We start from the raw sequence: 24,461 nt of genomic DNA on the forward strand, positions 1-24,461 counted from the left end.
CCCGCGCCGGTCCTCCGGGACCGGGCCCGTCCCCCCACCGCGCCCGACCACCTACCCCGCCCGACCACCCACCGCACCCGACCACCCCTAGCCGGCACCAGGAGGCCACCCATGGCGATCGGCAACCTCACCGACGCGTTCACCAGCCTGATGTTCGGCAAGGTGGAGACCACCCGGCTGCCGGTGCGCACCTCCACCGGCCAGGCGCAGGCGGTCTACCTGCCCACCGCCGCACCGGGCCTGGGCGACTCGGGCGTGATCATCGGGCGCGAGGTGTACAGCGGCAAGGGGTACGTCTACGACCCCTTCCAGCTGTACGGGCAGCAGCTGCCCGCGCCGCACTGGCTGGTGCTGGGGGAGTCCGGCAACGGCAAGTCGGCGCTGGAGAAGACGTACGTGCTGCGGCAGTTGAGGTTCCGGGACCGGCAGGTCGTGGTGCTGGACGCGCAGGGCGAGGACGGCGTCGGCGAGTGGAACCTGATCGCCAACGCGCTGGGCATAAAGTCGATCCGGCTGGACCCGATGGCGGCCCGGGACGGCGGGGTGAAGCTCAACCCGCTGGATCCGGCGATCACCCAGACCGGCCAGCTGTCGCTGCTGCGCACCATCATCGAGGTGGCGATGGGGCGCGGCCTGGAGGAGCGGGCGGGCTTCGCGTTGAAGGCGGCGCACGCCCATGTGGTCGCCTCGGTGACGGACCGCCAGCCCGTCCTGGACGACATCATCGACACCCTGCGCAGCCCCGAGCTGTCCTCGGTGGAGTCGCTGGGCGTGGCGGTGGACGAGGTGCAGTCCTGGGGCCTGGACGTGGCGCTGGTGCTGGACCGGCTGGTCGACGGCGACCTGCGCGGCATGTTCGACGGACCGACCACCGACGGCATCGACCTGGACGCGCCGCTGATCGTCTTCGACCTCTCGCACATCGACCGCAACTCGATCGCGATGCCGATCCTGATGGCGATCGTCGGCGTGTGGCTGGAGCACACCTGGATCCGGCCGGACCGGAAGAAGCGCATCTTCCTGGTCGAGGAGGCCTGGCACATCATCAACAGCCCGTTCGTGGCCCAGCTGTTCCAGCGGCTGTTGAAGTTCGGCCGCCGGCTCGGGCTCTCCTTCGTGGCGGTGGTGCACCACCTGTCGGACGTGGTGGACGGTGCGGCGGCCAAGGAGGCGTCGGCGATCCTCAAGATGGCCTCCACCCGGACGATCTACATGCAGAAGGCCGAGGAGGCGCGGGCCACCGGCCGGGTGCTGGGCCTGCCGCGCTGGGCGGTGGAGATCATCCCGACCCTGTCGCCGGGCATCGCGGTCTGGGACGTCAACGGCAATGTGCAGGTGGTGAAGCACATCATCACCGACACCGAGCGGCCGCTGGTGTACACCGACCGCGCGATGACCGAGGACGCGGTGGCCGAACGGGTGCGGGCCGAGCGGCAGTTGGCGTCCGAGCCGGGGGTCTGAACGCCGGCCCCTGCCTGAGGCCGGGGGATCGTCCGCAGGCGGTCCGTCCCGGCCTGACGGTGGTGGTTCGTCAGCAGGTAATCCTCTCGTTACGTTCGACATCCTGACAGCTACGCGCGTTGACCCTAGGCTGCACTCGCGCAACACATTGCGCACGCGCCGGCGCGCTCCGCCGCCCGCGTGCTCCTCCGAGGTGCAGGGGATCCCTCATGCTCACCGTCAGATCCCGACGGGCGGCGTTCGCCGTCGTCGCCGCCGCAGGTCTGTTCGGCACGGTGGTCGTGCCGACGGCCGCTCAGGCCGCCGACGCCAACGCCAAGCGTCACAAGACCGTCAACCTCCAGCTGCTGGCGATCAACGACTTCCACGGCAACCTGGAGCCCCCGGCGGGCTCCTCCGGTACGGTCAAGGAGATCGACCCGGCCACCGGCAAGGAGGTCTCGACCCCGGCCGGCGGCATCGAGTACCTGGCCACCGAGCTGCGCAAGGCGCGGATCCCGGCCGACGACTCGATCACCGTCGCGGCCGGCGACATCGTCGGCGCCAGCCCCCTCACCTCGGCGCTGTTCCACGACGAGCCGACCATCGAGGCGATGGACAAGCTCGGACTGGACGTCACCTCGGTCGGCAACCACGAGTTCGACCAGGGCGCGGCGGAGCTGCTGCGCAAGCAGGAGGGCGGCTGCCACCCGACCGACGGCTGCTACGAGCCCGGCCGGACCTTCAAGGGCGCCAACTTCAACTACCTGTCGGCCAACGTCACCGACGAGAAGTCCGGCAAGCCGCTGCTGCCGCCGTACTGGGTGACCAAGTCGCAGGGCGTCAAGATCGGCTTCATCGGCGTCACCCTGGAGGGCACGCCGAACATCGTCACCGCCGAGGGCGTCAAGGGCCTCAAGTTCGCCAACGAGGTCACCACGATCAACAAGTACGCCGCGGAGCTCAAGGCCAAGGGCGTCAACTCGATCGTCGCGCTGGTCCACGAGGGCGGCTACCCGGCCAGCAGCGTCTACAACTACGACTGCGGCGCGGCCGGCCAGGGCATCTCCGGCCCGATCGTCGACATCGCGAAGAAGATCGACCCGGCGGTCGGCGCCATCGTCACCGGCCACACCCACAACGCGTACGCCTGCAGCATCCCCGACCCCAACGGTGTGCCGCGCTCGGTGACCAGTGCCGCCTCCTTCGGCCGGCTGTTCACCGAGATCGACATGAAGCTGGACAAGACCACCGGCGAGATCGTCCGCCCGTCGGTCAAGGCCGAGAACCACGTGGTGCGGCGCACGGTCGAGAAGGCCCCGGACATGACGGCGCTGATCGACCACTACGCCAAGCTGGCCGCCCCGAAGGCCAACCGGCCGATCGGCTACATCTCCGCGGACATCAACGGCCGCGGCAGCAGCGACCTGGAGAAGCCGCTCGGCGACGTGATCGCCGACGGGCAGCTGGAGGGCCTCGCCCCGGCCGACAAGGGCGGCGCCCAGGTGGCCTTCATGAACCCGGGCGGGCTGCGCTCCGACCTGGTCTACAAGGCCTCTGGCAGTGAGGGCGACGGCGTGGTGACCTACGGCGAGGCGTTCACCGTCCAGCCGTTCACCAACATGATGCAGGTCAAGACGCTGACCGGCGCCCAGCTGGTCCAGCTGCTGCAGCAGCAGGTGAGCGGCCCCAACGACGCGGCGCCGAAGATCCTCCAGGTGTCCTCGAACCTCCACTACACCCTGGACATGCGCAGGACCGGCGCGGACCGGGTGGTCCTGGACTCGATCCGGCTGAACGGCGCACCGGTCGACCCGGCCGCCAAGTACCGGGTCGCCGCCAACGAGTTCCTGGCCGGTGGCGGCGACGGCTTCCCGGCCTTCGCGGCCGGTACCGACAAGCTCGTCGGCGCCTCCGACCTGGACGTCTTCACGGCCTACCTGGCGGCCCACAGCTCGGCGGCCTCGCCGTTGAAGCCGCCGGCGCAGGACCGGATCAAGGTCCTCGGCCCGGGCAGCGACATCGACTGACCGAGAGCCGGACACCGGCCCCGGTGACGGGGCCGTCGGACGGGCGGGGCGCTGTCGGGGCGCCCCGCCCGTCCTGCTGTTCCGGGCGGCTACTCGGGGGCGGGGCCGCCGGGAAGTCGTACGGTGGCCAGCGCGCCGGGGCCGCCGTCCTGGGCCGGGCCGAGGGTGACCTCCCCGCCCGCCTCCCGGACGCTCTGCGCGACGATCGACAACCCCAGCCCCGAGCCGGGCAGTTGGCGCGAGGACGGGGAGCGCCAGAACCGGTCGAAGACGTACTGGAGCTCGTCCGGCGGGATGCCGGGGCCGTGGTCGCGGACGGTCAACACGCCGTGCTGGAGCCGGACCTCGATGGTGCCGCCGGGCGGGCTGTACTTCACCGCGTTGTCCAGCAGGTTGATCACGGCCCGTTCCAGGCCCGCCGCGTCGCCGTGCGCGTACCAGGGCTCGACGGTCGTCTCGAAGACCAGCCCGGGACCACGGAGCTTCGCCCGCTCGACCGCCCGTCCGGCGATCTCGTGCAGGGCGACCACCGTCAGGTTCGGGCCGGTCTTGGGGGTGTCGGGGCGGGAGAGCTGGAGCAGGTCGCCGATCAGCACGGTGAGTTCCTGCATCTGGGCCTTCATGTTGCCCAGCAGCTTGGTCTTGGTCGCCGGGGGCAGCGGGCGGCCGGTGTCGTTGCTGCGGATCAGCAGGTCGACGTTGGTGCGCAGCGAGGTGAGCGGCGTGCGCAGCTCGTGGCCCGCGTCGGCGATCAGCCGGGTCTGGCGCTCGCGGGAGTTGGCGAGGGCGGTGCTCATCGAGTTGAAGGACGTGGACAGCCGGGCGATCTCGTCGTCCCCGTGCACCGGGATGGTGGTGCCGACCTCCTCGGTGCGGGCGATGTGCTCGACGGCGTCGGTGAGTTGGTCGACGGGCTTGAGGGAGGAGTGGGCGACGAGGCGGCCGGCGACGGCGGCCAGCAGGATGCCGCCGAGGGAGACGGCGCCGAGGAGGATGGCGAGGCCCTGGAGGGATTCCTCGATGGACTTGGTGGGGGTTGCCACCATCGCCAGGACCGGGCCGAGGTTGTGGCTCTGGAGGGCGGAGATGCGGATGACCGCCGGATCGCCGTTGGCGTAGGTGCCGTCACGGATGATCGACTGGCCGGGCTTGAGGTGGTAGGCCTGGGTGTCCTTCGGTTCGGCCAGGACCGCTCGGCCGGTGCGTTCGAGGAAGCAGACCTGTCCGGTGTCGGCGATGACGAACTGGACGTCCCGGAGCGGATTGCTGCCCTCGGACGGCGGGTTTCCCTGTGATGTCGGCGTCTCCTGCGGGGAGGAGGCGCAGTACAGGACGGACGGGACACCGCGGGGCTGCGGCGCGTTGAGCAGTTCCGTCCGGACCTGGCCGTACAGCTGCTTCTCCACGATGAACCAGCACGCCAGTGCCGACAGGGCGATGGCCACCGCCACCGCGGCCGCGCTCAGGAAGGTGAGACGGCCGCGCAGCGAGCGGGAGCGGTACCACTGGACGACGCGCCGGCGCCTGCTGGGCACCACGCGCGGTGGGGCCAGCGGCGGGGGCGGAACAGCGCTCACGCGTTGGTGCCGGCGGCCGGGCGCAGGGCGTAGCCGACGCCTCGGACGGTCTGGATGAGGCGCGGCATGCCGCCCTGCTCGGTCTTGCGGCGCAGGTACATCACGTACACGTCCAGGGAGTTGGAGGAGGGCTCGAAGTCGAAGCCCCAGACCGCCTTGAGGATCTGCTCGCGGGTGAGGACCTGGCGGGGGTGGGAGAGGAACATCTCCAGCAGCATGAACTCGGTGCGGGTGAGTTCGACCGGCTTGCCGGCCCGGGTGACCTCGCGGGTGGCGGTGTTCATCCGCAGGTCGGCGAAGGCGAGGACCTCGCTGTCGTCCTCGGCGGCGGCGCGGGCGGCGGCCTCGGTGGCGAGGGCGTTGCGGCGCAGCAGGGCGCGGACGCGGGCGAGGAGTTCGTCGAGTTCGAAGGGCTTGGCGAGGTAGTCGTCGGCGCCGACGTCGAGCCCGGTGACGCGGTCGCCGACGGCGTCGCGGGCGGTGAGCATCAGGACGGGGACGGTGTCGCCGCGGGAGCGCATCCGGCGGACGGCGGTGAGGCCGTCCATCCGGGGCATCATGATGTCCAGCAGGACGAGATCGGGCTTGTCGCGCTCGACGGACTCCAGGGCCTCGTAGCCGTCGGTGGCGGTGGCGACCTCGTAGCCCTCGAAGGCGAGGCTGCTCTCCAGGGCGTCCCGGAGGGCGGGTTCGTCGTCGACCACGAGGAGCCGGGCGGAGGGGTGGCCGGCCTCGGCGGGGGTGCGGTCGTCGGCGGACGGGGTCATGGGCTGCTGCCCTTTCTCGTCGGGTGGAGGGCTCGCTGTCGGGTCTGCTGGGTCTGCTGCTGGTGGCAATTGTCCGCCTCGCGGACGTTCACCGGTTGCTACGGATTGTGGCTCACAGGCTCTGGCCGGATTCCAGCTTCGGCAGGACCTGCTTGATGTCGTTGATCGGGATGGCGAAGCCGAGGCCGACGCTGCCGGCGCTGCTGCTGCCCGAGGAGCCGGAGCCGCTGGGCGCGTACATCGCGGAGTTGATGGCGATGACCTGGCCGTTGGCGTTGATCAGCGGGCCGCCGGAGTTGCCGGGGTTGAGGGCGGCGTCGGTCTGGAAGGCCTTGTAGGTGGTGCTGCTGCCGCTGTTCTGCTGCTGGGCCGCGCCGCCGCGCAGGCCGGGCACGCCGGGCAGGAACGGGAGGCCGAAGCCGCCGTTGCCGCTGGTGGAGCCCTCGTCGAGCTGGACGGTGACGTCGCGGTTCTCGGCGCTGATGATGCCGGAGGTGACGGTGCCGGTGAGGCCGTCGGGGTTGCCGATGGCGACGACCGGGTCGCCGATGGCGACGGTGGAGGAGTCGCCGAGGACGGCGGGGGTGAGGTTCTTGGCGCCGCTCGCGGTGATCACGGCGACGTCGAGGTTCTTGTCGGTGCCGGTCACGGTGGCGGGGGCGGTGGAGCCGTCCTTGAAGGTGACGGTGATCCGGCCGCCGTTCGACGCGCCGTCGATCACGTGGTAGTTGGTGAGGATCCGACCGTCGGCGTCCAGGACGACGCCGGTGCCGGTGGCGGTGCCGTTGCTCTCCTTGACGGTGATCTGGACGACGCTGGGCGAGACGGCGGCGGCGATGGCGGGCACGTTGGCGGTGCCGTCGGTGCGGGCGGAGACGGGGCTGGCGATCGTTCCGACCCGGGTGTCGGAGGACTGCCGGTCGGCGGCGATGACCCCGCCGGTGACCCCGCCGATGACGGCGGCGATCGCGGCGACGGCGGTCACCAGGGCGAGCCGTCCGCGCAGCAGTCCGCGCCGGGCCCGGCCGCCGTGGTGGCCGGGGCCCTCGGGGCCGGAGGGGTGGCCGAGCAGCGTGGGCGGCTCGGGCGGCATCGGCGGGGGAGGCGGCGTCGCGCCGAAGGCGGCACCGTGGTGGTCCTCGTGGTGGCCGTACCCGGGGTACGGGTCGGTGCCGTCCTGGTGGTGGCCGTACCCGGTGCGCGGGTCGGTGCGCGGGTCGGTGCGCGGGTCGGTGCCGCCGGTGTCGGAGCCCAGCACGGTGCCCTCGATGACGCGGGGCTCGTACGGACCGTACTGCTCGCTGGGGTTGTGCCGCTGTTCGCTCATGCCGACCAAGCTCCGCCCGGTGGATGAGGACCGGATGAGAAGCGGCTCAGAACGGGGCGAGAAGCCCGTTGACTTCTCATAAAGCCTGGTCAGGCAGCTCTTGGGGCGGAACGGGAAGTTCCGCTCCGGCTAGTCCAGCGGGGCCCGGTCGGGCGCGGCCCCGTCGCAGCCGCAGGAACGGCGGATGACCAGGCGGGACGGGAACTTGCGGACCCGCTCGGTGTCCGAGCCGGGCACCATCAGCGAGTCGTCCAGCACCAGGTCCACGGCGGCCCGGGCCATCGCGTCGCGGTCGGAGGCGACGGTGGTCAGCGGCGGGTCGGCGAGCGCGGCCTCGGGCACGTCGTCGAAGCCGGCCACCGCGAGGTCCTCGGGGACCCGCAGGCCGACCTCGCGGGCGGCCCGCAGCACGCCGATCGCCTGGTCGTCGGTGGAGCAGAAGACGGCCCGCGGCCGGTCGGGCGAGCGCAGCAGCCGGAGCGCGACGTCGTACGCGCCGTAGCGGTGGAAGGGGGCGTCGATCAGGTGCGGCTCGGTGGGGATGCCGTGGGCGTCCATGGCGCGCTGCCAGCCCTCGACGTGGTCGATGACCGGGTCGCCGGGGGCGGGGGACTCCACCGGGCCGCCGAAGCAGGCCACGTACGGGTGCCCGTGCACCTCCAGCAGGTGGCGGACGACGGCCTCGGCGCCGCCCACGTCGTCGGTGACCACGGCGACGTCGTCGATCGCCTCGGGGCGGCGGTGCAGCAGCACCACCTTCGCGCCCTCCATCGCGGCGAACTCCTCGGCGGCGCGCTGCGAGGGGCCCTGGCTGACCAGGATCAGGCCGGAGACCCGCATGCCGAGGAAGGCGCGGACGTAGTGGACCTCGCGGTCGTCGACGTAGTCGGAGTTGCCGATCAGGACGAGCTTGCCGCGCTCGGAGGCGGCCCGTTCGACGGCGTGGGCCATCTCGGCGAAGAAGGGCTGGCGGGCGTCCGGGACGACCATGCCGATCAGGTTGGTCCGGCGGGAGGCCATCGCCTGGGCGACGCTGTTCGGCCGGTAGCCGAGCTGTTCGATCGCCGCGAGGACCTTCTCCCGGGTCGCGGGCGCGACCGGGCGCGGACCGTTGTTGATCACGTAGCTGACGACCGCGGTCGAGGTCCCAGCCAGTCGGGCTACATCGTCGCGCGTCACCTTGGCCACGGATGGAGTCTACGCGTGTGGTCCCCGGGACGGCAGTGGGAGCCGGGGCCGCTCCCGGGCGGGACCGGGAGCAATCCGGACGAGCCGGACGGGCCGACGGCCCGCCCGACCCGCCCGGCTCCTCCGGGCGGGCCCGTCAGGCCTCCAGCGGGGCCGAGGGGCGCTGGGCGAGGTCCGGGCGCTCGCTCTTGTCGGTCTTCTCCGGGACGACGAAGCGGTAGCCGACGTTGCGCACGGTGCCGATCAGCTGCTCGTTCTCCACGCCGAGCTTGGCGCGCAGCCGCCGGACGTGCACGTCCACCGTGCGGGTGCCGCCGAAGTAGTCGTAGCCCCAGACCTCCTGGAGCAGCTGGGCCCGGGTGAAGACCCGGCCGGGGTGCTGGGCGAGGTACTTGAGCAGCTCGAACTCCTTGAAGGTGAGGTCGAGCGCCCGGCCCTTGAGCTTGGCGGAGTAGGTGGCCTCGTCGACCGAGAGGTCGCCGTTGCGGATCTCCATCGGGCTGTCGTCGGTGGCGACCTGGAGGCGGCCGAGCGCGAGCCGCAGCCGGGCCTCGACCTCGGCCGGGCCGGCGGTGTCCAGCAGGACGTCGTCGATGCCCCACTCGGCGGTCACGGCGGCCAGGCCGCCCTCGGTGACCACCAGGATCAGCGGGGAGCCGATGCCGGTGGAGCGCAGCAGCTGGCACAGGCTGCGGACCTGCGGCAGGTCGCGGCGCCCGTCGACCAGGATGACGTCCGCGCTGGGGGTGTCGACCAGGGCCGACCCCTCGGCGGGGGCCACCCGGACGTTGTGCAGCAGCAGGCCGAGGGCCGGTAGCACTTCGGCGGACGGTTGCAGTGCGTTGGTGAGGAGGAGGAGTGAACTCATACCCGGGGGTCCCCTTTCCGGGTCGTCGCGGTCGCGCCCCGGCTGCCGCCGCAGTCGGTGGGCGCAGGTGCTGAGGGCAGGGGGGAGGACGCCCGGGGGGTACCGCGGGAGCACTCGACGCACCGGGGGTCCCGCAACCCGCGGCGCACCGTTTCTGCCCTGTTCATCCCGCGAACCCTCCGGTCTGGTCCGGTCCCGGGTGGCGGCCCGGCGCCGGGGTGGCGACACCCCGTCGGCCCGGCACGTCCTTGTGCCGAGAGAGCGGGGCGGTTCCCACGAAGCGTCGGGGGTGGGCCGACGAATCGCACGAACGTCCGTACTGGCGTCCTGAAAGCACAAAAGGACCCGGGGGCGACTCTGCCCGGATCCCTCTTGGAGGTCGAGGATAGCCGACCGCTCTGCGCGCCGGGAGTGCGTGAATCCGACGGTTCGCCCAATCCGGGCGTGCGCCGGGTGAGCCTGGCCACAGCTTCGAGCCCCGCTCCGGGCCGGTCGGGCCAGGGCGATTGCCGCTCGCACCGGCGGACACGCCATCATGGGACGCACATCGGCGGCGCTGCCCGGGTCCATCGTTCGGGTGGTCGGGGCACGCTCCGGTGGCGAGCCGGACCGGGTCACCGGGGCCGGGCGAGGACGAACGGAATGGGGTGGCCCGATGGGCGCGACCACCGAGCCCGCGAGCGGCGCCCGGGCGCGCGGGACGATCCGCTACTGGGCGGCGGCGAAGTCCGAGGCCGGGCTGGCCGAGGAGCCGTACGAGGCGGCGACCCTGGCGGAGGCGCTGGCGGCGGCCAGGGCGCGGCACGCCGACCGGCCGAAGCTCGTCCAGTTGCTCGGGCACTGCTCGTACCTGGTCGACGGCGCGCAGGTCGGCGGCCGGGACCACGCGACGGTGGCCCTGACCGAGGGCGGGACGGTCGAGGTCCTCCCGCCGTTCGCGGGAGGCTGAGCGGCGTGACGGACATGAACGACCCGAACAACCCGAACCACGGCGGCTACGGCAACTGGCCGCCGCCGCAGCAGCCGCAGCAGCCCTATCCGCAGCCGCAGCAGTACCGGCCGCAGCACGCGCCGCAGCCGCCGCAGCACCCGTACGGCTATCCGGTGGACGACGCCGACGCCACCGCCGTGCTGCCGCCGGTGCCCGCGCTGGACGACGCGGCCGCCACCACCCTGCTGCCGCCGGTGCCCCCGCTGGACGACGCGGCGACCACGCTGCTCCCGCCCGTCCCGCCGCTGGACGACGCGGCGGCCACCACGCTGCTGCCGCCGGTGACGGTCTCCGGCGCGATGCCGGTCGCCCCGCCGCCGCGGAACGGCCGACCGCCGCAGCACGGCCGGCCGCCGGTGCACCAGCCCCCGGCGGCGCAGCCGTACCCGCCGCAGGGGCCGGCCCAGTCGTACCCGCAGCAGCCTCCGGCGGCGCAGCCGTACCCGCCGCAGGGGCCGGCCCAGTCGTACCCGCAGCAGCCTCCGGCGGCGCAGCCCTACCCGCCGCAGGCGCCGTCGGCTCAGTCGTACGGGCAGCAGGCTCCGCAGCAGGCCCCGCCGCCGCCCTCCCGGGCGCGGCACGCGGCCCCGGCCGGGGCGCCCGCTCCGGCGCCGCGGACCGCCCCGCAGCAGGGCGCCCCGCAGGGCGCGCCGCTCGGGCACCCCGCGGCCGCGGCGCCGCCCGTGGGCGCGCCGCCCGTGGGGGCGCCCGGTGCCGGGCCCGGCCTCGACCAGCCGACCATGACGCTCAAGCGCCCGGACGCGCCCGCGGCCCCGCCGTACGGCGCCGTCCCGGTGCAGCCGGTGCCGGGCGGCCCGTTCCCGGGGGCCCCGTCCCCGGCTGCGGCCCCGGCCCCGTCCCCGGGCGGCCGGACCGGTTCGCCGATCATCGACCCGGGCCTCCAGCCCGCCCTGATCACCGCCGCCGTGGCCGCGCTGCTGGCCGGCGGTGCCGCGCTGGGGCAGGTGGCGCTGGCCCTGGTGGTGGCGGCGCTGCAGCTGCTCACGGCGGCCGGCTGGTTCCGGCTGAACGGCATGTGGCCGGCCCGGCAGGGCATCCTGCTGGCCGCGCTGGCCGGGCTCACCGCCGACGTGGCGGTGCTGCTGGCGGACGCCGGCAGCGGCGTGGCGGCCGTGGTGGGCGCCCTGGGCGGGTTCTTCCTGCTGGTGCTGGTGCTCCAGACGTTCCGTCCGTCGGACCCGAAGGAGCGGTTCTACGCGCTGACCGTGCTGGGTTCGGCCACCGTGGTGACGGCGCTGTGCACCACGCTGCTGCTGGCCGACTGGGTGCCGGCGGGGGTGGGCGCGGTCGCGCTGGCGACCCTGCTGGCGGCGGCTCCGCTGCCCGGGCCGAAGCAGCTGGGCCCGGTACTGGGCCTGGTCGCTGCGGTGCTGCTGGGCCTGCTGGTGGGCGCGCCGGTGGCGCTGGGTGCGCTGGCCGGGCTGGGTGCGCTGGTCGGCCGCCGGGTCGCGGCGTACGACTTCCCGTCCCGCTTCGTGCACATGACGGCGGGCGTGGCGCTGCCGCTGGCGGTGGCCGCGCCGCTGATCTGGATGGCCACCGGCCTGCTGGCCGGCTGAGTCGGGTACGTCACGACCGCGTCCCGCCCCGGAACCACCTTCCGGGGCGGGACGTCGTACGGTCGTGCGGGAGGGCCGCGCCCGGCGCGGCTCCGGGACGGACGACGGCGACCGGCGACGACGGGGGACACGATGCGCGGATGGCTGAAGGCGACGATCGGCCTGGTGGTGCTCTCCGGGCTGCTGGTGGGCGCGGACCGGATCGCGGTCGGCGTGGCCGAGGACGAGGCCGCCGACCAGCTGGTGAAGAACGGCCGGATGAGCCAGCGCCCGGACGTCACGATCGAGGGCTTCCCGTTCCTCACCCAGGTGGTCTCGAAGAAGCTGGACGACGTCCGGATCTCCTCGGACGGACTGACCGTCCAGAACAACGGGCAGCAGGTGGCGCTGCACTCCTTCAAGGCGAAGCTGTCCGGGGTCGAGGTGAGCGACAGCCTGAACAGCGCGACCGTGGACAGCGGCGCCGGCAGCGGCGTGATCAGCTACCAGGACCTCGCCCAGCTGCTGCCCCCGGCCTCCCAGCTGATGGGCGGCCCGCTGCCGGTCGGCGGCAACGCCCGGCTGAGCCTGTCGTACGGCGGCCCGGGCAAGGTCAAGGCCTCGCTGGGGCCGGTCTCGGTGGGTGAGGCCACCGTGCACAACACGGGCAACACCATTACCGTGGACGGCCTCAAGCTGAGCTCGCTGGCCGAGATGGTCGCCGGGCTGGGCAACCGGAAGATCGAGCCGGCCGCCTTCACCCTGGACTCGATGCCGGCCGGCCTCCAGCTGGCCGCCAAGGACGGCGTGGCGCCGCTGCCGGAGGGCCTCCAGCTGTCCTTCGAGGGCAAGGGCGTCAAGCTGCTGGGCTGACCGCCCTCCTCCTTCGCCCTCCTTCGCCCTCCTTCGCCCTCCTCCGCCCTCCTCCGGCCGGCCCGAAGAGGCACCCGCCGTTCCGCTCCGCGAGACGCGCTGTCCAGCGCGGCCCGCGGAGCGGTGTCGTTTCCGCCCGTTGTGCGCCGCCGGCGGGGGCCCGCCCGCCGCCCGGCGGGCCGCACCGAGGGCAAATCCCAGCATTCGGTCGTTCTGGTCTCGACATTCGATACGCTGATGACAGCGGGCCTCCGGTGTCCCTAGCATCGTCGGCATGAAGCGACAGACGGATCTCACGAAGCGGCGGGCGGTCGACCTGTGCCGCGTGGCCGCCTGTCTGTGTCGAATGCGCTGAGTCGGCATTCCGGCAGGGCAGTTCGTGCCCGCCGCCGACCTTCCGGTGACCTCGTCCGGCCCTCGGGGCCGATGGTCCCCCGTACTCCGCAGTCCCCCGCCCGATCGCCCCGGCTTCCCTCCTCCGTCCCATCATTCGGACAGGATTTCGGACCGCCTCCGTTCGGGTACCCCCGGCACCACCCCGGCAGCACCCCCGCTGAGCAGCTGAGCAGCACCTTCCGCAAACCGCCCTCGGATGGAGAACACCACCATGAGCCGCAGCGACGTCCTGGTCGACGCCGACTGGGTCCAGGCCCACCTGGACGACCCGAAGGTCGTCATCGTCGAGGTCGACGAGGACACCTCCGCGTACGACAAGAACCACATCCGCAACGCCGTCCGGATCGACTGGAAGCAGGACCTCCAGGACCCGGTCCGCCGCGACTTCATCGACCGGGCCGGCTTCGAGGCGCTGCTCAGCGCCAAGGGCATCGCCAACGACGACACCGTCGTCCTGTACGGCGGCAACAACAACTGGTTCGCCTCGTACGCCTACTGGTACTTCAAGCTGTACGGCCACGGCGACGTCCGCCTGCTGGACGGCGGCCGCAAGAAGTGGGAGCTGGACTCCCGCGACCTGGTCGCCGAGGTCCCGGCCCGCCCGGCCACCGAGTACAAGGCGCAGGCCGCCGACTCCTCGATCCGCGCCTTCCGCGACGACGTGATCGCCGCCATCGGCACCCTCAACCTGGTCGACGTCCGCTCGCCCGACGAGTTCTCCGGCAAGCTGCTCGCCCCGGCCCACCTCCCGCAGGAGCAGTCGCAGCGTCCCGGCCACGTGCCGAGCGCCCGCAACATCCCGTGGGCGAAGAACGCCAACGACGACGGCACCTTCAAGAGCGACGACGAGCTCAAGGCCCTCTACGAGGCCGAGGGCATCGACCTGGCGAAGGACACCATCGCCTACTGCCGGATCGGCGAGCGCTCCGCGCTCACCTGGTTCGTGCTGCACGAGCTCCTCGGCCAGGAGAACGTGAAGAACTACGACGGCTCGTGGACCGAGTACGGCAGCCTGGTCGGCGTGCCGATCGAGCTCGGCAGCAACTGAGCCCCCGGCTCGACCCGTAAGTCAGAAGGAGACAGACATGTGCGGTGCGAAGGCCGGCGGGCCGGACCTGGCAGGAGTTGACGTGGCGAACGAGACGATCATCCAGGGTTCGGTGACCCGCGACGGTGAGCCGGTCAACGGCTACGTCCGGCTGCTGGACGAGAACAACGAGTTCACGGCCGAGGTGCCCACCTCGGCGACCGGCCAGTTCCGGTTCTTCGCCCGCCCGGGCAAGTGGACCCTGCGGGCGCTGGTCCCGGGCCAGACCGTGGACCGTCAGGTGGTGGCCTCCCAGGGCGCCGCCGTCGAGGTCGCGATCGCGGTCTGACCGGCACGGACGATCACGCCGAGGGCCCCTGCCGTGCGGGGGCCCTCGGTCGTACCGTGGAAGACGTGCAGACGAGGCGCCGGCGGCGCTACTACTACGCCATGATGGGCGTGTGCCTGGGCCTGTTCGTGCTGGCCTGGGCCGTGGTGCGGTTCTTCTCGGTGGGCGCGGCGATCGGCCTGTGCCTGGTGGCGATGGTCATCCCGCCGGCCGCCGCGGTGTTCGCCAACAAGCGGGACCCGGACGACGACTGGTGGAACGACCCGCGCTGGGAGGACCCGAAGTGGGACGAGCCCGGCCACGACCGGGACCGCCCCGACCACGAGGAACGCCCGTAGGGCGTCAGTAGACCAGCGCCTGGACGCCGTCCGCCATGATCTCGCTGACGAAGACCTGCGCGCCCGCGATCCGGACGCCCTCGACGGTGTCCTTCTGCTCGATCCCGCGCCGGGCCGCGCACTGGGTGCACAGCGTCACCGAGCCGGCCGCCAGGATCGACTCCAGCAGGTCCGGCAGCGGTGCGGCGTGCGGCAGCTCGAACTCCGCCGCCTTCCCCGGCAGGGCGAACCAGGAGGACTCCCCGGTCAGCCACAGCGAGACCTCGATCCCGCTGGCGACGGCCACGGCCGCCACCGTGAAGGCCTGCGAGCACCGCTCCGGCGCGTCCGCACCGGCGGTCACCTTGATGACGAGCTTCTTCGACATGGCGCCACCTTAGAGGTCCCGCCGCCCCCGTCCGCCGTCATCGTGGAATCCCATGGGCAAACCTTGAACGGCGCCCCGGGGAGGCGGTGCGGCGCCTGACGCTGCGGCGCGGAAGCCGACGTGGTGGGGCTCACCGCGACCGACCGTAGCCCTCCGGATAGAGTGAGCGCGAGCAAAATCCACCACACTGTCGCCGCCTGGGAGCCCCCCGTGTCCGGTCTGGAAATCTTCTTCGACGGTCTGCTGGCCCTGATGGCCGTGCTGATCACCTGGTTCGCCATCTTCTCGGTGATGAAGCTGTACCAGGGCCAGCGCTGACCCTGCCGTACGGTTGAGGCAGACCGCACCGACCACGACAGCGACCAGGAACATGATCGAGATCCCTTCTGACCTCCACAGGGACGTCGTCCCGCTCGCCTTCCTCCTCGGTACCTGGGAGGGCGCGGGCGTGTACGACTTCCCCGGCACGGAGAAGTGCAACTTCGGCCAGGAGATCGTGATCCGCCACGACGGCCGTCCCTTCCTGGAGTTCCGCTCCCGCACCTGGGTGCTGAACGAGGAGGGTGAGAAGGTCCGCCCGCTGGAGAACGAGCACGCCTTCTGGCGCATCACCAGCAACCACGACGGCACCAGCGGTGTCCGCGGGATCGAGATCTCCTCCGTCCGCGACGACGGCACGGTCGAGATCTGGTACGGCGAACTGGCCGACGGCAAGCCGCAGGTCGACGTCTCCACCGACGCGGTGGCCCGGATCGAGGGCTCCCCGGAGTACACCGGCGGCAAGCGGCTGTTCGGCTTCGTCAACGGCGAGCTGCTCTGGGTCGGCGAGAAGGCCGCCCCGAACGTGCCGCTGCGCCCGTACATGTCCGCGCAGCTCAAGAAGGTGCTCAGCCCGGCCCAGCTGATCAAGGACATCAACGACCTGCCGGACGACGGCATCGCCTTCTTCAAGTAGGCACGGCCCGGGCCGGCACAGCCCGAGCGGCCGCGGCGAGCAGCCACGGTTCAAGACGTTCCGTGCACGAGTAGGGACCGGCCCGCGGCCGGTCCCTACACTTGCCACAGGACCCCCGACCTTGGCAGGGACAGAAACCGTGGCGGACACCGGCACCACCGACTGGCAGCTCTCCGGCGACTGGAAGGCCGACCTGCGCGAGCGCGGCTACCGCCTCACGCCGCAGCGGCAGCTCGTGCTGGAGGCCGTGGACGCCCTCGACCACGCCACCCCCGACGACATCCTCTGCCACGTCCGCAAGACCGCCAGCGGCGTCAACATCTCCACCGTCTACCGGACCCTGGAGCTGCTGGAGGAGCTGGGCCTGGTCTCGCACGCCCACCTCGGCCACGGCGCCCCGACCTACCACCTGGCCGGCCGCCACCACCACCTCCACCTGGTCTGCCGGGACTGCGAGAAGGTCACCGAGACCGACACCGAGATCGCCCAGCCGCTGATCGACCGGCTGCGCGAGCAGCACGGCTTCGACACCGACCTCAAGCATTTCGCCATCTTCGGCCGCTGCGCCGACTGCGCCGCCGGGCCGGCCGCCGAGCGGTCGTAAGCTGGCCGGTATGACCGGTGTGAAGAGCCCGCTGCTTGCCCTGCCCGGAGCCGTCCCCGCCGAGGGGGCCGACGAGGGCGTCGCCGCCCACTACGGCGACATCTTCCGCGAGCAACGGAACCTGTCCCGGGGCACCGGCTTCGTCGACCTCTCGCACCGCGGCGTGGTCACCGTCACCGGCGCGGACCGGCTCGCCTGGCTGCACCTGCTGCTCACCCAGCACGTCAGCGGGCTGGAGCCGCAGCACGCCACCGAGGCGCTGGTGCTCTCCCCGAACGGGCACGTCGAGCACGCCCTCTACCTGGTCGACGACGGCACCACCACCTGGGCGCACGTCGAGCCCGGCACCCAGGAGGCGCTGGTCGGCTACCTGGAGAGCATGAAGTTCTTCTACCGGGTGGAGGTCGCCGACGCGACCGCCGACTACGCAGTCGTCCACCTGCCGGCCGGCTCCACCGGCTCCGTCGAGGGCGCCGCCGCCGTCCGCGAACTCCCGTACGGCCGCGACCTGTTCGTGCCGCGCGCCGAGCTGGCGGAGCGCGCCGCCGGGTACGGCCCGGCGGCCGGCGTCTGGGCCTACGAGGCGCTGCGGATCGAGGGCCACCGGCCCCGGCTCGGCTTCGAGACCGACCACCGGACCATCCCGCACGAGGTGGACTGGCTGCGCACCGCCGTCCACCTGCAGAAGGGCTGCTACCGCGGCCAGGAGACCGTCGCCCGGGTGCACAACCTGGGCCGCCCGCCGCGCCGGCTGGTCTTCCTGCACCTGGACGGCACCGAGGAGACGCTGCCCCCGCACGGCACCGAGGTGCGGCTGGCCTCCGACCCGGACGGGCGGGCGCTGGGCGTCGTGACCTCCTCGGCCCGGCACCACGAGCTGGGGCCGATCGCGCTGGCGGTCGTCAAGCGGAACGTCCCGGTGGACGCGGTGCTGCTGGCCGGCACGGTGCCGGGCACCCAGGACGTGATCGTCCCGCAGTAGGCGCCGGGCAGAGGGCCGGGGCCTCAGGGGTCCGGCCCTCGGGTCCGCCGGGGCCTCAGACCTCGACGAGGACGGTGAACGGGCCGTCGTTCACCAGCGCCACCTGCATGTCGGCGCCGAACCGGCCGGTCTCCACCTTGGCGCCCAGCGCGCGCAGTTGGGCCACGACCTCGTCCACCAGCGGCTCGGCGACCGGCCCGGGGGCGGCGGCGGTCCAGGTGGGCCGGCGGCCCTTGCGGGCGTCGCCGTAGAGGGTGAACTGGCTGATCACCAGCAGCGGGCCGCCGATGTCCGAGCAACTCTGCTCCACGCCCTCGCCGTTGACCGGCAGGATTCGCAGCGTCCAGAGCTTGCGGGCCAGTTGGGCCGCCTTGGCCGGGGTGTCCTCGTGGGTCACGCCGACCAGGACGCAGAGCCCGGGCCCCTCGATCGCGCCGACGGTCTCTCCGGCCACGGTCACCCGGGCCTCGGTCACTCGCTGCACCACTGCTCGCATGCCGCCATTGTGCCGGAGCGCCGGAGCGCCCCGTGGGGTCTCGGGGGAATCCGGGGGGGCGTACACCCGGGGCGCGCGCAAGGGTGGCGCACGCCGTGCAGTGCGCGCCTGCGCAGGTTCGGGCGCTGCTCCTGCTGCGGAAAGGCCCGGTCATATCAGCCACCCCCGTTCGCCAGGGGGCCGTTCGGGTGCACGGGCGGTGCGCGCGCGCCGGGTGGGGTGGCACGCTGGGGGACCGCACGAAGGGCCCGGCGCGCCTGGAGGTCCGCCGCACCGGGCCGGGTTCGGCCGGGCGGTCGAGCCGGTAGGTCAGGCGTTCTGTCGGGGTCGCCCCGGCGGGTGGTCCCGGCCGGGGAGTGGAACCCTTCGGGGCCCCCGGGCGTGCCAACGGACGGGACGCACGAGCCCGTCGGGGGACGGGCCGGGCCGGCGGCAGGGACGGAGTGCCGCGAGCGGGCGGGATCGGACGACGGCAGGTGGGTTGGATGATGGACGCGAGCAGCGCGGCGTGGAGCCGTTCCGGACCGGTGGCGCAGGCCGCCGGGGACCGGCCCTGGACGGCCGTCCAGGACGGTGAGCCGGACCTGGAGGCGCTGGGCCTGGACCAGCTGCGGATCCTGCGCCGGGAGACCCTGGCCCAGGAGGCCGACCTGTCCTACCTGCGGCGGCTGCTGCACGGACGGATGGACATCCTGCGCGCCGAGCTCGACCGGCGCCCCGGCGGCGGCCCCGCCCACCCGGCCCCGGCGGCCGGCGAGGGGCCCGGCGGCGACCTGCTGGACCGGCTGCCGGCCATCCTGACCGACGCGCCCTCCACGGTGCGGCGCTCGGCCCGGCACGTCACCCTCGGCCCGCCGCGCACCCAGGAGTCCCAGCTGGAGGCGGACGCGCTGATGGGCGACGTCCAGCTCGCCGACCTGGCGGCCCACCCGGCGGAGGAACTGCTGGCCGCCCTGGAACGGCTGCGCGCCCACGAGCGCGAGGTGTCCGGCCGGCGCCAGCGGCTGCTGCGGACGGCGGACGGTTGCAATGCCGAGATCACCCGCAGGTACCGTGATGGGGAAGCACGGGTCGACGACCTGCTCTCGGAGAGGCCGCTCTAGACCGGGTGAGTCGTCGTGGGGCGGGTGGGTCCGGCTTCCTCCCGGCCCACCCTCGCCCCCGGAAGGCTCCGCGATGTCCCAGTCCGCCACCCCGCCCGTGCTCGCCGAGGTCATACGCTCGGGCTTCACCGAGGGCAGGCACCACGGCTCCCTGGTTCTGCTGGCCGCCGACGGTTCGGTGGAGTTCGCGCTCGGCGATCCCGAGGCGCCGGTCTTCCCGCGCTCGACGGCCAAGCCGTTCCAGGCGATGGCGACCCTGCGGGCCGGGCTGGCGATCGAGGGCGAGCTGCTGGCCCTGGCGGCCTCCAGCCACTCCGCAGAATCGTTCCACCTCGACGGCGTACGGGCCATCCTGGGCTCCGCCGGCCTCGACGAGTCGGCCCTGCGCACCCCGGCCGACCTGCCCCTGGACGAGACCGAGGCGGAGCTGCTGCTCGCCGCCGGCGGACGGCGCGCCCCGATCCTGATGGACTGCTCCGGCAAGCACGCCGGCTGGCTGGCCGCCTGCGTCGCCAACGGCTGGGACACCGAGGCGTACCTCGTCCCGGCGCACCCGATCCAGGAGCTCGCCCGCGAGGCCCTGGCCGAGAGCACCGGCGAGACCCCGGTGCACACCGGGGTGGACGGCTGCGGCGCCCCGCTGCTCGCCGTCACGCTGACCGGCCTGGCCCGCGGCTACCGCAGCCTGGTGCTCGCCGGGGAGGGCACCGCGCAGCGGCGGGTGGCCGACGCGATGCGCGCCCACCCCGAGTACGTGGCCGGCACCCGCCGGGCCGACACCCTGCTGATGCGGTCCGTTCCGGGCGCGCTGTCCAAGATGGGCGCCGAGGCCGTCCAGGTGGTCGCGCTGGCGGACGGCCGGGCGCTCGCCTTCAAGATCGACGACGGCTCCGAGCGGGCCCGCGGCCCGGTGCTGGCGGCGGCGCTGCGCCGGCTCGGGGTGGTCGGCGCGGACGACGTGGTCGAGCGGATCGGCGCGGCCCCGCTGTTCGGCGGCGGCGTCCCGGTCGGCGAGGTCCGCGCGGCGTTCTAGCCCTGGCGGCCCTGACCTTCGGTCGGCCTTCGGTCTGCCTTCGGTCGGCCGTCGTCGGGGTGCGGGCGGGGCGGGGGCGGTGCACGGTGGACGGGGGCCGTCGTACAGCTGAGGGAGTCCGCCATGACCGACCACGTGTACCGGGTGACCGAGATCGTCGGGTCCTCGACCGAGAGCGTCGCCTCGGCCATCCGCAACGGGGTGGAGCGGGCCTCCCGGACGCTGCGCAACCTCGACTGGTTCGAGGTCACGGAGATCCGCGGCCACATCGAGGACGGCCAGGTGAAGCACTACCAGGTCGGGTTGAAGGTCGGCTTCCGGCTGGAGGACTGAGTCCTTCGGAGCGCCTCCCGGAGCGCCTCCCGGAACGCCTCCCGGAACGGCAGGGGCCGGGGCCCGCGGATCGGTCCGCGGGCCCCGGCCCCCTGGCTGTCCCGACCTAGATCGGAACGACGGATCAGTGGCCGCCCTGCTCCGCGAGACGCTTGATCGAAGCGGTGACCTCGGCCTCGGCCTCGACCCGGCCGACCCAGTTGGCGCCCTCGACCGACTTGCCCGGCTCCAGGTCCTTGTAGACCTCGAAGAAGTGCTGGATCTCCAGGCGGTCGAACTCCGACACGTGGTGGATGTCCCGCAGGTGCTCCCAGCGCGGGTCGGTCGCCGGGACGCACAGCAGCTTGTCGTCGCCGCCGGCCTCGTCGGTCATGTGGAACATGCCGATGGCGCGGCACTTGATGAGGCAGCCGGGGAAGGTCGGCTCGTCCAGGATGACCAGGGCGTCCAGCGGGTCGCCGTCCTCGCCGAGCGTGCCCTCGACGTAGCCGTAGTCGGCCGGGTAACGGGTCGACGTGAAGAGCATCCGGTCGAGCCGCAGACGGCCGGTCTCGTGGTCGACCTCGTACTTGTTACGAGAGCCCTTCGGGATTTCGATAAGGACGTCGAATTCCAACGGTTCCTCCAAGGTAGGGACTGACAGAATCCAAGTGTCTCCTACGGGAGTGAGTGCTGGGGAAAGGGGCCGGTCGGTGGGAGCTGGGGCGGGGGCGGCGCGACGTCGCGGGGGTAGGGCCGCGGGGCTGTTCGGAGCGGCCCTCCTGGTCGCCGGGACGGTGCTGGGAGCGGGCGGTGCGTACGCGCAGCCGTCCCCGTCGCCGGGCGGGCACAGCGCGGGGCGGGGCGAGGACGACAACGGCCGTGGCGACCAGGGCGAGCAGGGTGACCAGGGCGGCCGCGACGGACGCGACGGACGCAAGGGCGAGCAGGGGAGGACCGGGCCGACGCCGGACCGGAGCCCCGCCCGCCGGGCCGAGCCGCCCGCCGCCACGCCCGGTGGCAGCGGTGCCGGCGGTGGCAGCGGATCGCCGGTCGCGCGCCCGGTGCCCGCGGCGGGCGCCGTCCTGGCCGTCGCCGGGGACGGCCAGGAGGCGGCCGTCCCCACCACCCAGGGCCTCCAGCAGGCGCTGGCCCCCGCCCTCGCCGACAAGAGCCTGGGCACCGTGGCCCTCGCCGTCGCGGACGCGGCCGGCGGTCAACTCCTGTACGGCTCCAACGAGAACACCCCGGCCACCCCGGCCTCCACCACCAAGCTGGCCACCTCGGTCGCGGCCCTGTCGCTGATCCCCGCCGACACCCGGCTCACCACCCGGGTGGTCCGCGGCGCGGACCCGGGCAGCGTCACCCTGGTCGGCGGCGGGGACCCGACCCTCACCGTGCTGCCCGCCGACCAGGTGCAGATCGGCGGTCAGCCCGCCGACGCCGACACCGCGCCGGCCTCGCTGGAGTCGCTGGCCCGGCAGACCGCCACCGCCCTCAAGGCGGCCGGCACCACGACCGTCCGGCTGGACTACGACCTGTCGCTGTACCCCGACAGCACGCAGCAGCGGAAGCCCGACAACGAGAACCTCGCCCTGGTCGTCCCGCTGATGGTGGACGAGGGCAGGGTCGACCCGAAGAGCAAGGACGATGCCCCGGCCCGGGTCACCGACCCGGCCGGCGCGGCCGCCACGGCCTTCGCCACGATGCTGGCCGCCCAGGGCGTCACCGTGGAGGGCAGGCCCAAGCCGGCCGCGGCCCCGGCCGCCGCCGACGCCCCCGTCCTCGGCAAGGTCGACTCGCCGACCCTCGCCCGGCTGGTCGAGCGCCTGCTCACCACCTCGGACAACCAGCTCGCCGAGGCGGTCGCCCGCCAGGTCGCCCTCGCCGGGCACCAGCCGGCCAGTTACGAGGGCGCGGCGACTGCCGTCAGCAAGGAACTCGGCAGGCTCGGCGTGCCGATGACCGGCGTGGTCCTCAACGACGGCAGCGGCCTGAACACGGACAACCGGATCCCGCCCGCCGTCCTGGTCCGGCTGCTCGCGCTGGCCGCCTCCGACCAGCACCCCGCGCTGCGCCCGGTCCTCACCGGCCTCCCGGTCGCCGGGTTCACCGGCACCCTCGCCAAGCGCTACGGCTCGGGCTCCGGCGCCGCCGACGCGGCCGGCCTGATCCGCGCCAAGACCGGCACCATCAGCGGGGTCAACACCCTCGCGGGCACCGTGGTGGACGCCGACGGCCGGCTGCTGGCCTTCGCCGTGATGACCCGCACCACCGCGTCGGCGGACACCGCCCGCGCCGCCGTGGACCGGATCGCCGCCCGCCTCGCCTCCTGCGGCTGCCACTGACCCCGCTCCCCGCCGCCCGCGGCCGCGTCGACCGCCGCGGCGTCCGTCGCGGTGTCCGGCCCCGGCGGGATCAGAGGGCGTCGGGATCCGGGGCGGCGGCCGGGTTCGAGCGGGCGGGCCCACGGGCAGGCTGCCCGGAGAGCGGGCGGCCCTCGCGTCGACCTCGCCCGAGCCGGTGCCGGCGGCCCACGCCGCGGCCCGGACGGGGCGCGGCGGGCGGGGGAACGGACCGTCCCCGGCCGCCGCCACGGCCGCCCCGGAGGGGGCGGAGGTGTTCGTGGCGGGTGGCTGCCGTTGACGGTGGGGAGCACGTACGGTGAGGGCATGACGAGCGCGAGCGGCGGGGCTGACATGGTCGACTGGAATCTCGCGGTCGCTACTGCGACCAGGTTGGTGCGGCCGGGGCCGGAGGTGAGCCGGGCCGAGGCGGCGGCGGTCGTCGCCGAGCTGCGCCGGCACGCGCTGGAGGCCGAGGAGCACGTGCGGGCGTTCACCGGGATGCGGTCGAGCAGTCTGGCCGCGGCCGCCGCGACGCCGGTGCTGGTGGTGGACCGCCCGGGCTGGGTCCGGGCGAACGTGGCGGGCTTCCGCACGGTGGTCCAGCCGTTGGTGGAGAAGCTCCAGGCGCGGCGGGCCAACAGTGCGGCGGCGGGCGTCTTCGGGGCGGTGGGGGAGAAGGCCACCGGGATCGAGGTCGGCGCGCTGCTGGCGTTCCTGGCCACCAAGGTGCTGGGCCAGTACGAGACCTTCGCCCCGGCCGAGCCCTCGCTGGAGGCGCCGGACAGCCCGGCGGCGCTGTTCGACAAGCCGCGGCTGGGCCCCGAGGGCGCGGGGCCGGGACGGCTGCTGCTGGTGGCGCCGAACATCGTGCACGTCGAGCGCGAGCTGGACGTCGACCCGTCCGACTTCCGGCTCTGGGTCTGCCTGCACGAGGAGACCCACCGCACCCAGTTCACCGCGGTGCCGTGGCTGCGCGACCACATCCAGTCCGAGGTGCAGTCCTTCCTGGCCGAGACGGACGTGGACCCGGGCGCGCTGCTGGAGCGGCTGCGCGACGCGGCGGGCTCGCTCGGCGCCGGCCTGCCGGGCACCGGCACCCGGGAGGGCCGGGACAGTGCCCCCGGCGGGAACCTGCTGGAGATCGTCCAGTCGCCCGCCCAGCGCGAGATCCTCGGTCGGCTGACGGCGGTGATGTCGCTGCTGGAGGGCCACGCGGACGTGGTGATGGACGGCGTCGGCCCGGCCGTGGTGCCGACGGTGGCGGAGATCCGGGAGAAGTTCCAGCAGCGCCGCGACCGCGGGGCGAACCGGCTGGACCTGATGCTGCGCCGGCTGCTGGGCATGGACGCCAAGCTGCGGCAGTACCAGGACGGCGCGGTGTTCGTCCGGGCCGTGGTGGAGCAGGTCGGCATGGAGGGCTTCAACCGGGTGTGGACGTCCCCGAACACCCTGCCGACCAAGGACGAGATCCACGACCCGGCGGCCTGGGTCGCCCGGGTCGGCCGCTGAGGCTCCCCGGAAGAGCCCGGAA

General features: G+C 73.5%; 25 protein-coding genes. 17 read left to right on the plus strand and 8 right to left on the minus strand.

All coding sequences use genetic code 11. The features are described 5' to 3' along the window. Nucleotides 1-111 precede the first annotated feature (111 nt). Together ACIQWA_RS37840 and ACIQWA_RS37845 are read left to right on the plus strand one after the other, a co-directional pair. Entirely contained in the window at nt 112-1,461 is a 1,350-nt protein-coding gene (locus tag ACIQWA_RS37840) for an ATP-binding protein (protein WP_360241565.1), read from the plus strand. Between the two features lie 209 nt (nt 1,462-1,670). Beyond that, a complete protein-coding gene (locus tag ACIQWA_RS37845) occupies nt 1,671-3,470 on the plus strand; it encodes a bifunctional metallophosphatase/5'-nucleotidase (protein ID WP_402490903.1) in 1,800 nt (599 codons plus the stop codon). Between the two features lie 89 nt (nt 3,471-3,559). Here ACIQWA_RS37845 and ACIQWA_RS37850 read toward each other — a convergent pair whose 3' ends face one another. The 5 genes from ACIQWA_RS37850 to ACIQWA_RS37870 all read right to left on the minus strand — a co-directional run bounded on the left by ACIQWA_RS37850 (nt 3,560) and on the right by ACIQWA_RS37870 (nt 9,197). Next, a complete protein-coding gene (locus ACIQWA_RS37850) occupies nt 3,560-5,005 on the minus strand; it encodes a sensor histidine kinase (protein ID WP_402490906.1) in 1,446 nt (481 codons plus the stop codon). Nucleotides 5,006-5,043: 38 nt separating this feature from the next. Further along, nucleotides 5,044-5,814: a response regulator transcription factor gene (locus ACIQWA_RS37855; protein ID WP_360241557.1), complete on the minus strand. Its 771-nt coding sequence runs from the start codon at nt 5,812-5,814 to the stop codon at nt 5,044-5,046. 112 nt (nt 5,815-5,926) lie between these two features. After that, the gene (locus ACIQWA_RS37860) at nt 5,927-7,141 is read right to left on the minus strand and encodes a S1C family serine protease (RefSeq protein WP_402490909.1); all 1,215 of its coding nucleotides are present in this window, start codon (nt 7,139-7,141) and stop codon (nt 5,927-5,929) included. 129 nt (nt 7,142-7,270) lie between these two features. After that, nucleotides 7,271-8,329, minus strand: a complete 1,059-nt coding sequence (locus ACIQWA_RS37865) for a LacI family DNA-binding transcriptional regulator (RefSeq protein WP_360241551.1) — start codon at nt 8,327-8,329, stop codon at nt 7,271-7,273. A gap of 136 nt (nt 8,330-8,465) precedes the next feature. Next, a complete protein-coding gene (locus tag ACIQWA_RS37870) occupies nt 8,466-9,197 on the minus strand; it encodes a response regulator transcription factor (RefSeq protein WP_360241548.1) in 732 nt (243 codons plus the stop codon). 655 nt (nt 9,198-9,852) lie between these two features. On the opposite strand from ACIQWA_RS37870, the gene ACIQWA_RS37875 reads away from it, so the two are divergent. From ACIQWA_RS37875 to ACIQWA_RS37905, 7 genes are all read left to right on the plus strand, one after another. Beyond that, a complete protein-coding gene (locus tag ACIQWA_RS37875) occupies nt 9,853-10,146 on the plus strand; it encodes a MoaD/ThiS family protein (protein ID WP_360241545.1) in 294 nt (97 codons plus the stop codon). Nucleotides 10,147-10,151: 5 nt separating this feature from the next. Continuing rightward, the gene (locus ACIQWA_RS37880; RefSeq protein ID WP_402490913.1) at nt 10,152-11,768 is read left to right on the plus strand and encodes a hypothetical protein; all 1,617 of its coding nucleotides are present in this window, start codon (nt 10,152-10,154) and stop codon (nt 11,766-11,768) included. 132 nt (nt 11,769-11,900) lie between these two features. Next, nucleotides 11,901-12,620 (plus strand): DUF2993 domain-containing protein, encoded by a 720-nt coding sequence (locus ACIQWA_RS37885; RefSeq protein ID WP_402490915.1) that lies wholly within the window; start codon nt 11,901-11,903, stop codon nt 12,618-12,620. Nucleotides 12,621-12,894: 274 nt separating this feature from the next. Continuing rightward, a complete protein-coding gene (locus ACIQWA_RS37890; protein ID WP_350517234.1) occupies nt 12,895-12,975 on the plus strand; it encodes an Ms5788A family Cys-rich leader peptide in 81 nt (26 codons plus the stop codon). 252 nt (nt 12,976-13,227) lie between these two features. Beyond that, nucleotides 13,228-14,064, plus strand: a complete 837-nt coding sequence (locus ACIQWA_RS37895) for a sulfurtransferase (protein ID WP_360241537.1) — start codon at nt 13,228-13,230, stop codon at nt 14,062-14,064. Between the two features lie 37 nt (nt 14,065-14,101). Continuing rightward, nucleotides 14,102-14,392 carry a DUF1416 domain-containing protein gene (locus tag ACIQWA_RS37900; RefSeq protein WP_045692289.1) on the plus strand — a complete coding sequence of 97 codons (291 nt, stop codon included), beginning with the start codon at nt 14,102-14,104 and terminating at the stop codon, nt 14,390-14,392. 65 nt (nt 14,393-14,457) lie between these two features. Beyond that, the gene (locus tag ACIQWA_RS37905; protein ID WP_402490920.1) at nt 14,458-14,730 is read left to right on the plus strand and encodes a DUF3099 domain-containing protein; all 273 of its coding nucleotides are present in this window, start codon (nt 14,458-14,460) and stop codon (nt 14,728-14,730) included. A gap of 4 nt (nt 14,731-14,734) precedes the next feature. On the opposite strand, the gene ACIQWA_RS37910 is transcribed toward ACIQWA_RS37905, so the two are convergent. After that, nucleotides 14,735-15,097, minus strand: coding sequence for a DsrE family protein (locus ACIQWA_RS37910; RefSeq protein WP_360241533.1), 363 nt, complete (start codon nt 15,095-15,097; stop codon nt 14,735-14,737). Nucleotides 15,098-15,467: 370 nt separating this feature from the next. Here ACIQWA_RS37910 and ACIQWA_RS37915 point away from each other — a divergent pair, with 370 nt between their 5' ends. The 3 genes from ACIQWA_RS37915 (at nt 15,468) to ACIQWA_RS37925 (ending at nt 17,638) form a co-directional block, all read left to right on the plus strand. Next, the gene (locus tag ACIQWA_RS37915; protein WP_360241531.1) at nt 15,468-16,052 is read left to right on the plus strand and encodes an FABP family protein; all 585 of its coding nucleotides are present in this window, start codon (nt 15,468-15,470) and stop codon (nt 16,050-16,052) included. 121 nt (nt 16,053-16,173) lie between these two features. Continuing rightward, complete coding sequence (locus tag ACIQWA_RS37920; protein WP_402490925.1) at nt 16,174-16,656, plus strand: Fur family transcriptional regulator; 483 nt, start codon at nt 16,174-16,176, stop codon at nt 16,654-16,656. Between the two features lie 19 nt (nt 16,657-16,675). After that, on the plus strand, nt 16,676-17,638 hold the full coding sequence (locus ACIQWA_RS37925; RefSeq protein ID WP_402490965.1) for a YgfZ/GcvT domain-containing protein: 963 nt from the start codon (nt 16,676-16,678) through the stop codon (nt 17,636-17,638). A gap of 55 nt (nt 17,639-17,693) precedes the next feature. Here ACIQWA_RS37925 and dtd read toward each other — a convergent pair whose 3' ends face one another. Continuing rightward, nucleotides 17,694-18,134 (minus strand): D-aminoacyl-tRNA deacylase, encoded by a 441-nt coding sequence (dtd, locus tag ACIQWA_RS37930; protein ID WP_350509234.1) that lies wholly within the window; start codon nt 18,132-18,134, stop codon nt 17,694-17,696. Nucleotides 18,135-18,619: 485 nt separating this feature from the next. Here dtd and ACIQWA_RS37935 point away from each other — a divergent pair, with 485 nt between their 5' ends. From ACIQWA_RS37935 to ACIQWA_RS37945, 3 genes are all read left to right on the plus strand, one after another. After that, the gene (locus ACIQWA_RS37935) at nt 18,620-19,237 is read left to right on the plus strand and encodes an ABC transporter substrate-binding protein (RefSeq protein ID WP_360241525.1); all 618 of its coding nucleotides are present in this window, start codon (nt 18,620-18,622) and stop codon (nt 19,235-19,237) included. 73 nt (nt 19,238-19,310) lie between these two features. Next, nucleotides 19,311-20,270, plus strand: coding sequence for an asparaginase (locus ACIQWA_RS37940; RefSeq protein WP_402490928.1), 960 nt, complete (start codon nt 19,311-19,313; stop codon nt 20,268-20,270). Nucleotides 20,271-20,393: 123 nt separating this feature from the next. Further along, nucleotides 20,394-20,603: a dodecin gene (locus ACIQWA_RS37945; RefSeq protein WP_360241519.1), complete on the plus strand. Its 210-nt coding sequence runs from the start codon at nt 20,394-20,396 to the stop codon at nt 20,601-20,603. Between the two features lie 124 nt (nt 20,604-20,727). On the opposite strand, the gene ACIQWA_RS37950 is transcribed toward ACIQWA_RS37945, so the two are convergent. Beyond that, nucleotides 20,728-21,219 carry an inorganic diphosphatase gene (locus ACIQWA_RS37950; RefSeq protein ID WP_189924907.1) on the minus strand — a complete coding sequence of 164 codons (492 nt, stop codon included), beginning with the start codon at nt 21,217-21,219 and terminating at the stop codon, nt 20,728-20,730. Between the two features lie 160 nt (nt 21,220-21,379). Between ACIQWA_RS37950 and dacB the strand changes: the two genes are divergently transcribed. Both dacB and ACIQWA_RS37960 read left to right on the plus strand, forming a co-directional pair. Continuing rightward, nucleotides 21,380-22,930: a D-alanyl-D-alanine carboxypeptidase/D-alanyl-D-alanine-endopeptidase gene (dacB, locus tag ACIQWA_RS37955; RefSeq protein WP_402490931.1), complete on the plus strand. Its 1,551-nt coding sequence runs from the start codon at nt 21,380-21,382 to the stop codon at nt 22,928-22,930. Nucleotides 22,931-23,254: 324 nt separating this feature from the next. Beyond that, on the plus strand, nt 23,255-24,439 hold the full coding sequence (locus ACIQWA_RS37960; protein ID WP_360241512.1) for a zinc-dependent metalloprotease: 1,185 nt from the start codon (nt 23,255-23,257) through the stop codon (nt 24,437-24,439). Nucleotides 24,440-24,461: the final 22 nt, after the last annotated feature.

The sequence above is a fragment of the Kitasatospora sp. NPDC098652 genome (assembly GCF_044760155.1).
Classification (GTDB): domain Bacteria; phylum Actinomycetota; class Actinomycetes; order Streptomycetales; family Streptomycetaceae; genus Kitasatospora.

Bases quoted from the DNA above. Each gene is read 5' to 3' on its own strand.
- ACIQWA_RS37960 (WP_360241512.1), top strand. From the start codon at position 23,255: ATGACGAGCGCGAGCGGCGGGGCTGACATGGTCGACTGGAATCTCGCG.
- ACIQWA_RS37945 (WP_360241519.1), top strand. From the start codon at position 20,394: ATGACCGACCACGTGTACCGGGTGACCGAGATCGTCGGGTCCTCGACC.
- ACIQWA_RS37860 (WP_402490909.1), bottom strand. From the start codon at position 7,141: ATGAGCGAACAGCGGCACAACCCCAGCGAGCAGTACGGTCCGTACGAG.
- ACIQWA_RS37895 (WP_360241537.1), top strand. From the start codon at position 13,228: ATGAGCCGCAGCGACGTCCTGGTCGACGCCGACTGGGTCCAGGCCCAC.
- ACIQWA_RS37840 (WP_360241565.1), top strand. From the start codon at position 112: ATGGCGATCGGCAACCTCACCGACGCGTTCACCAGCCTGATGTTCGGC.
- dtd (WP_350509234.1), bottom strand. From the start codon at position 18,134: ATGCGAGCAGTGGTGCAGCGAGTGACCGAGGCCCGGGTGACCGTGGCC.
- ACIQWA_RS37855 (WP_360241557.1), bottom strand. From the start codon at position 5,814: ATGACCCCGTCCGCCGACGACCGCACCCCCGCCGAGGCCGGCCACCCC.
- ACIQWA_RS37890 (WP_350517234.1), top strand. From the start codon at position 12,895: ATGAAGCGACAGACGGATCTCACGAAGCGGCGGGCGGTCGACCTGTGC.
- ACIQWA_RS37875 (WP_360241545.1), top strand. From the start codon at position 9,853: ATGGGCGCGACCACCGAGCCCGCGAGCGGCGCCCGGGCGCGCGGGACG.
- ACIQWA_RS37885 (WP_402490915.1), top strand. From the start codon at position 11,901: ATGCGCGGATGGCTGAAGGCGACGATCGGCCTGGTGGTGCTCTCCGGG.
- ACIQWA_RS37935 (WP_360241525.1), top strand. From the start codon at position 18,620: ATGATGGACGCGAGCAGCGCGGCGTGGAGCCGTTCCGGACCGGTGGCG.
- ACIQWA_RS37845 (WP_402490903.1), top strand. From the start codon at position 1,671: ATGCTCACCGTCAGATCCCGACGGGCGGCGTTCGCCGTCGTCGCCGCC.
- ACIQWA_RS37870 (WP_360241548.1), bottom strand. From the start codon at position 9,197: ATGAGTTCACTCCTCCTCCTCACCAACGCACTGCAACCGTCCGCCGAA.
- ACIQWA_RS37915 (WP_360241531.1), top strand. From the start codon at position 15,468: ATGATCGAGATCCCTTCTGACCTCCACAGGGACGTCGTCCCGCTCGCC.
- ACIQWA_RS37940 (WP_402490928.1), top strand. From the start codon at position 19,311: ATGTCCCAGTCCGCCACCCCGCCCGTGCTCGCCGAGGTCATACGCTCG.
- ACIQWA_RS37900 (WP_045692289.1), top strand. From the start codon at position 14,102: ATGTGCGGTGCGAAGGCCGGCGGGCCGGACCTGGCAGGAGTTGACGTG.
- ACIQWA_RS37910 (WP_360241533.1), bottom strand. From the start codon at position 15,097: ATGTCGAAGAAGCTCGTCATCAAGGTGACCGCCGGTGCGGACGCGCCG.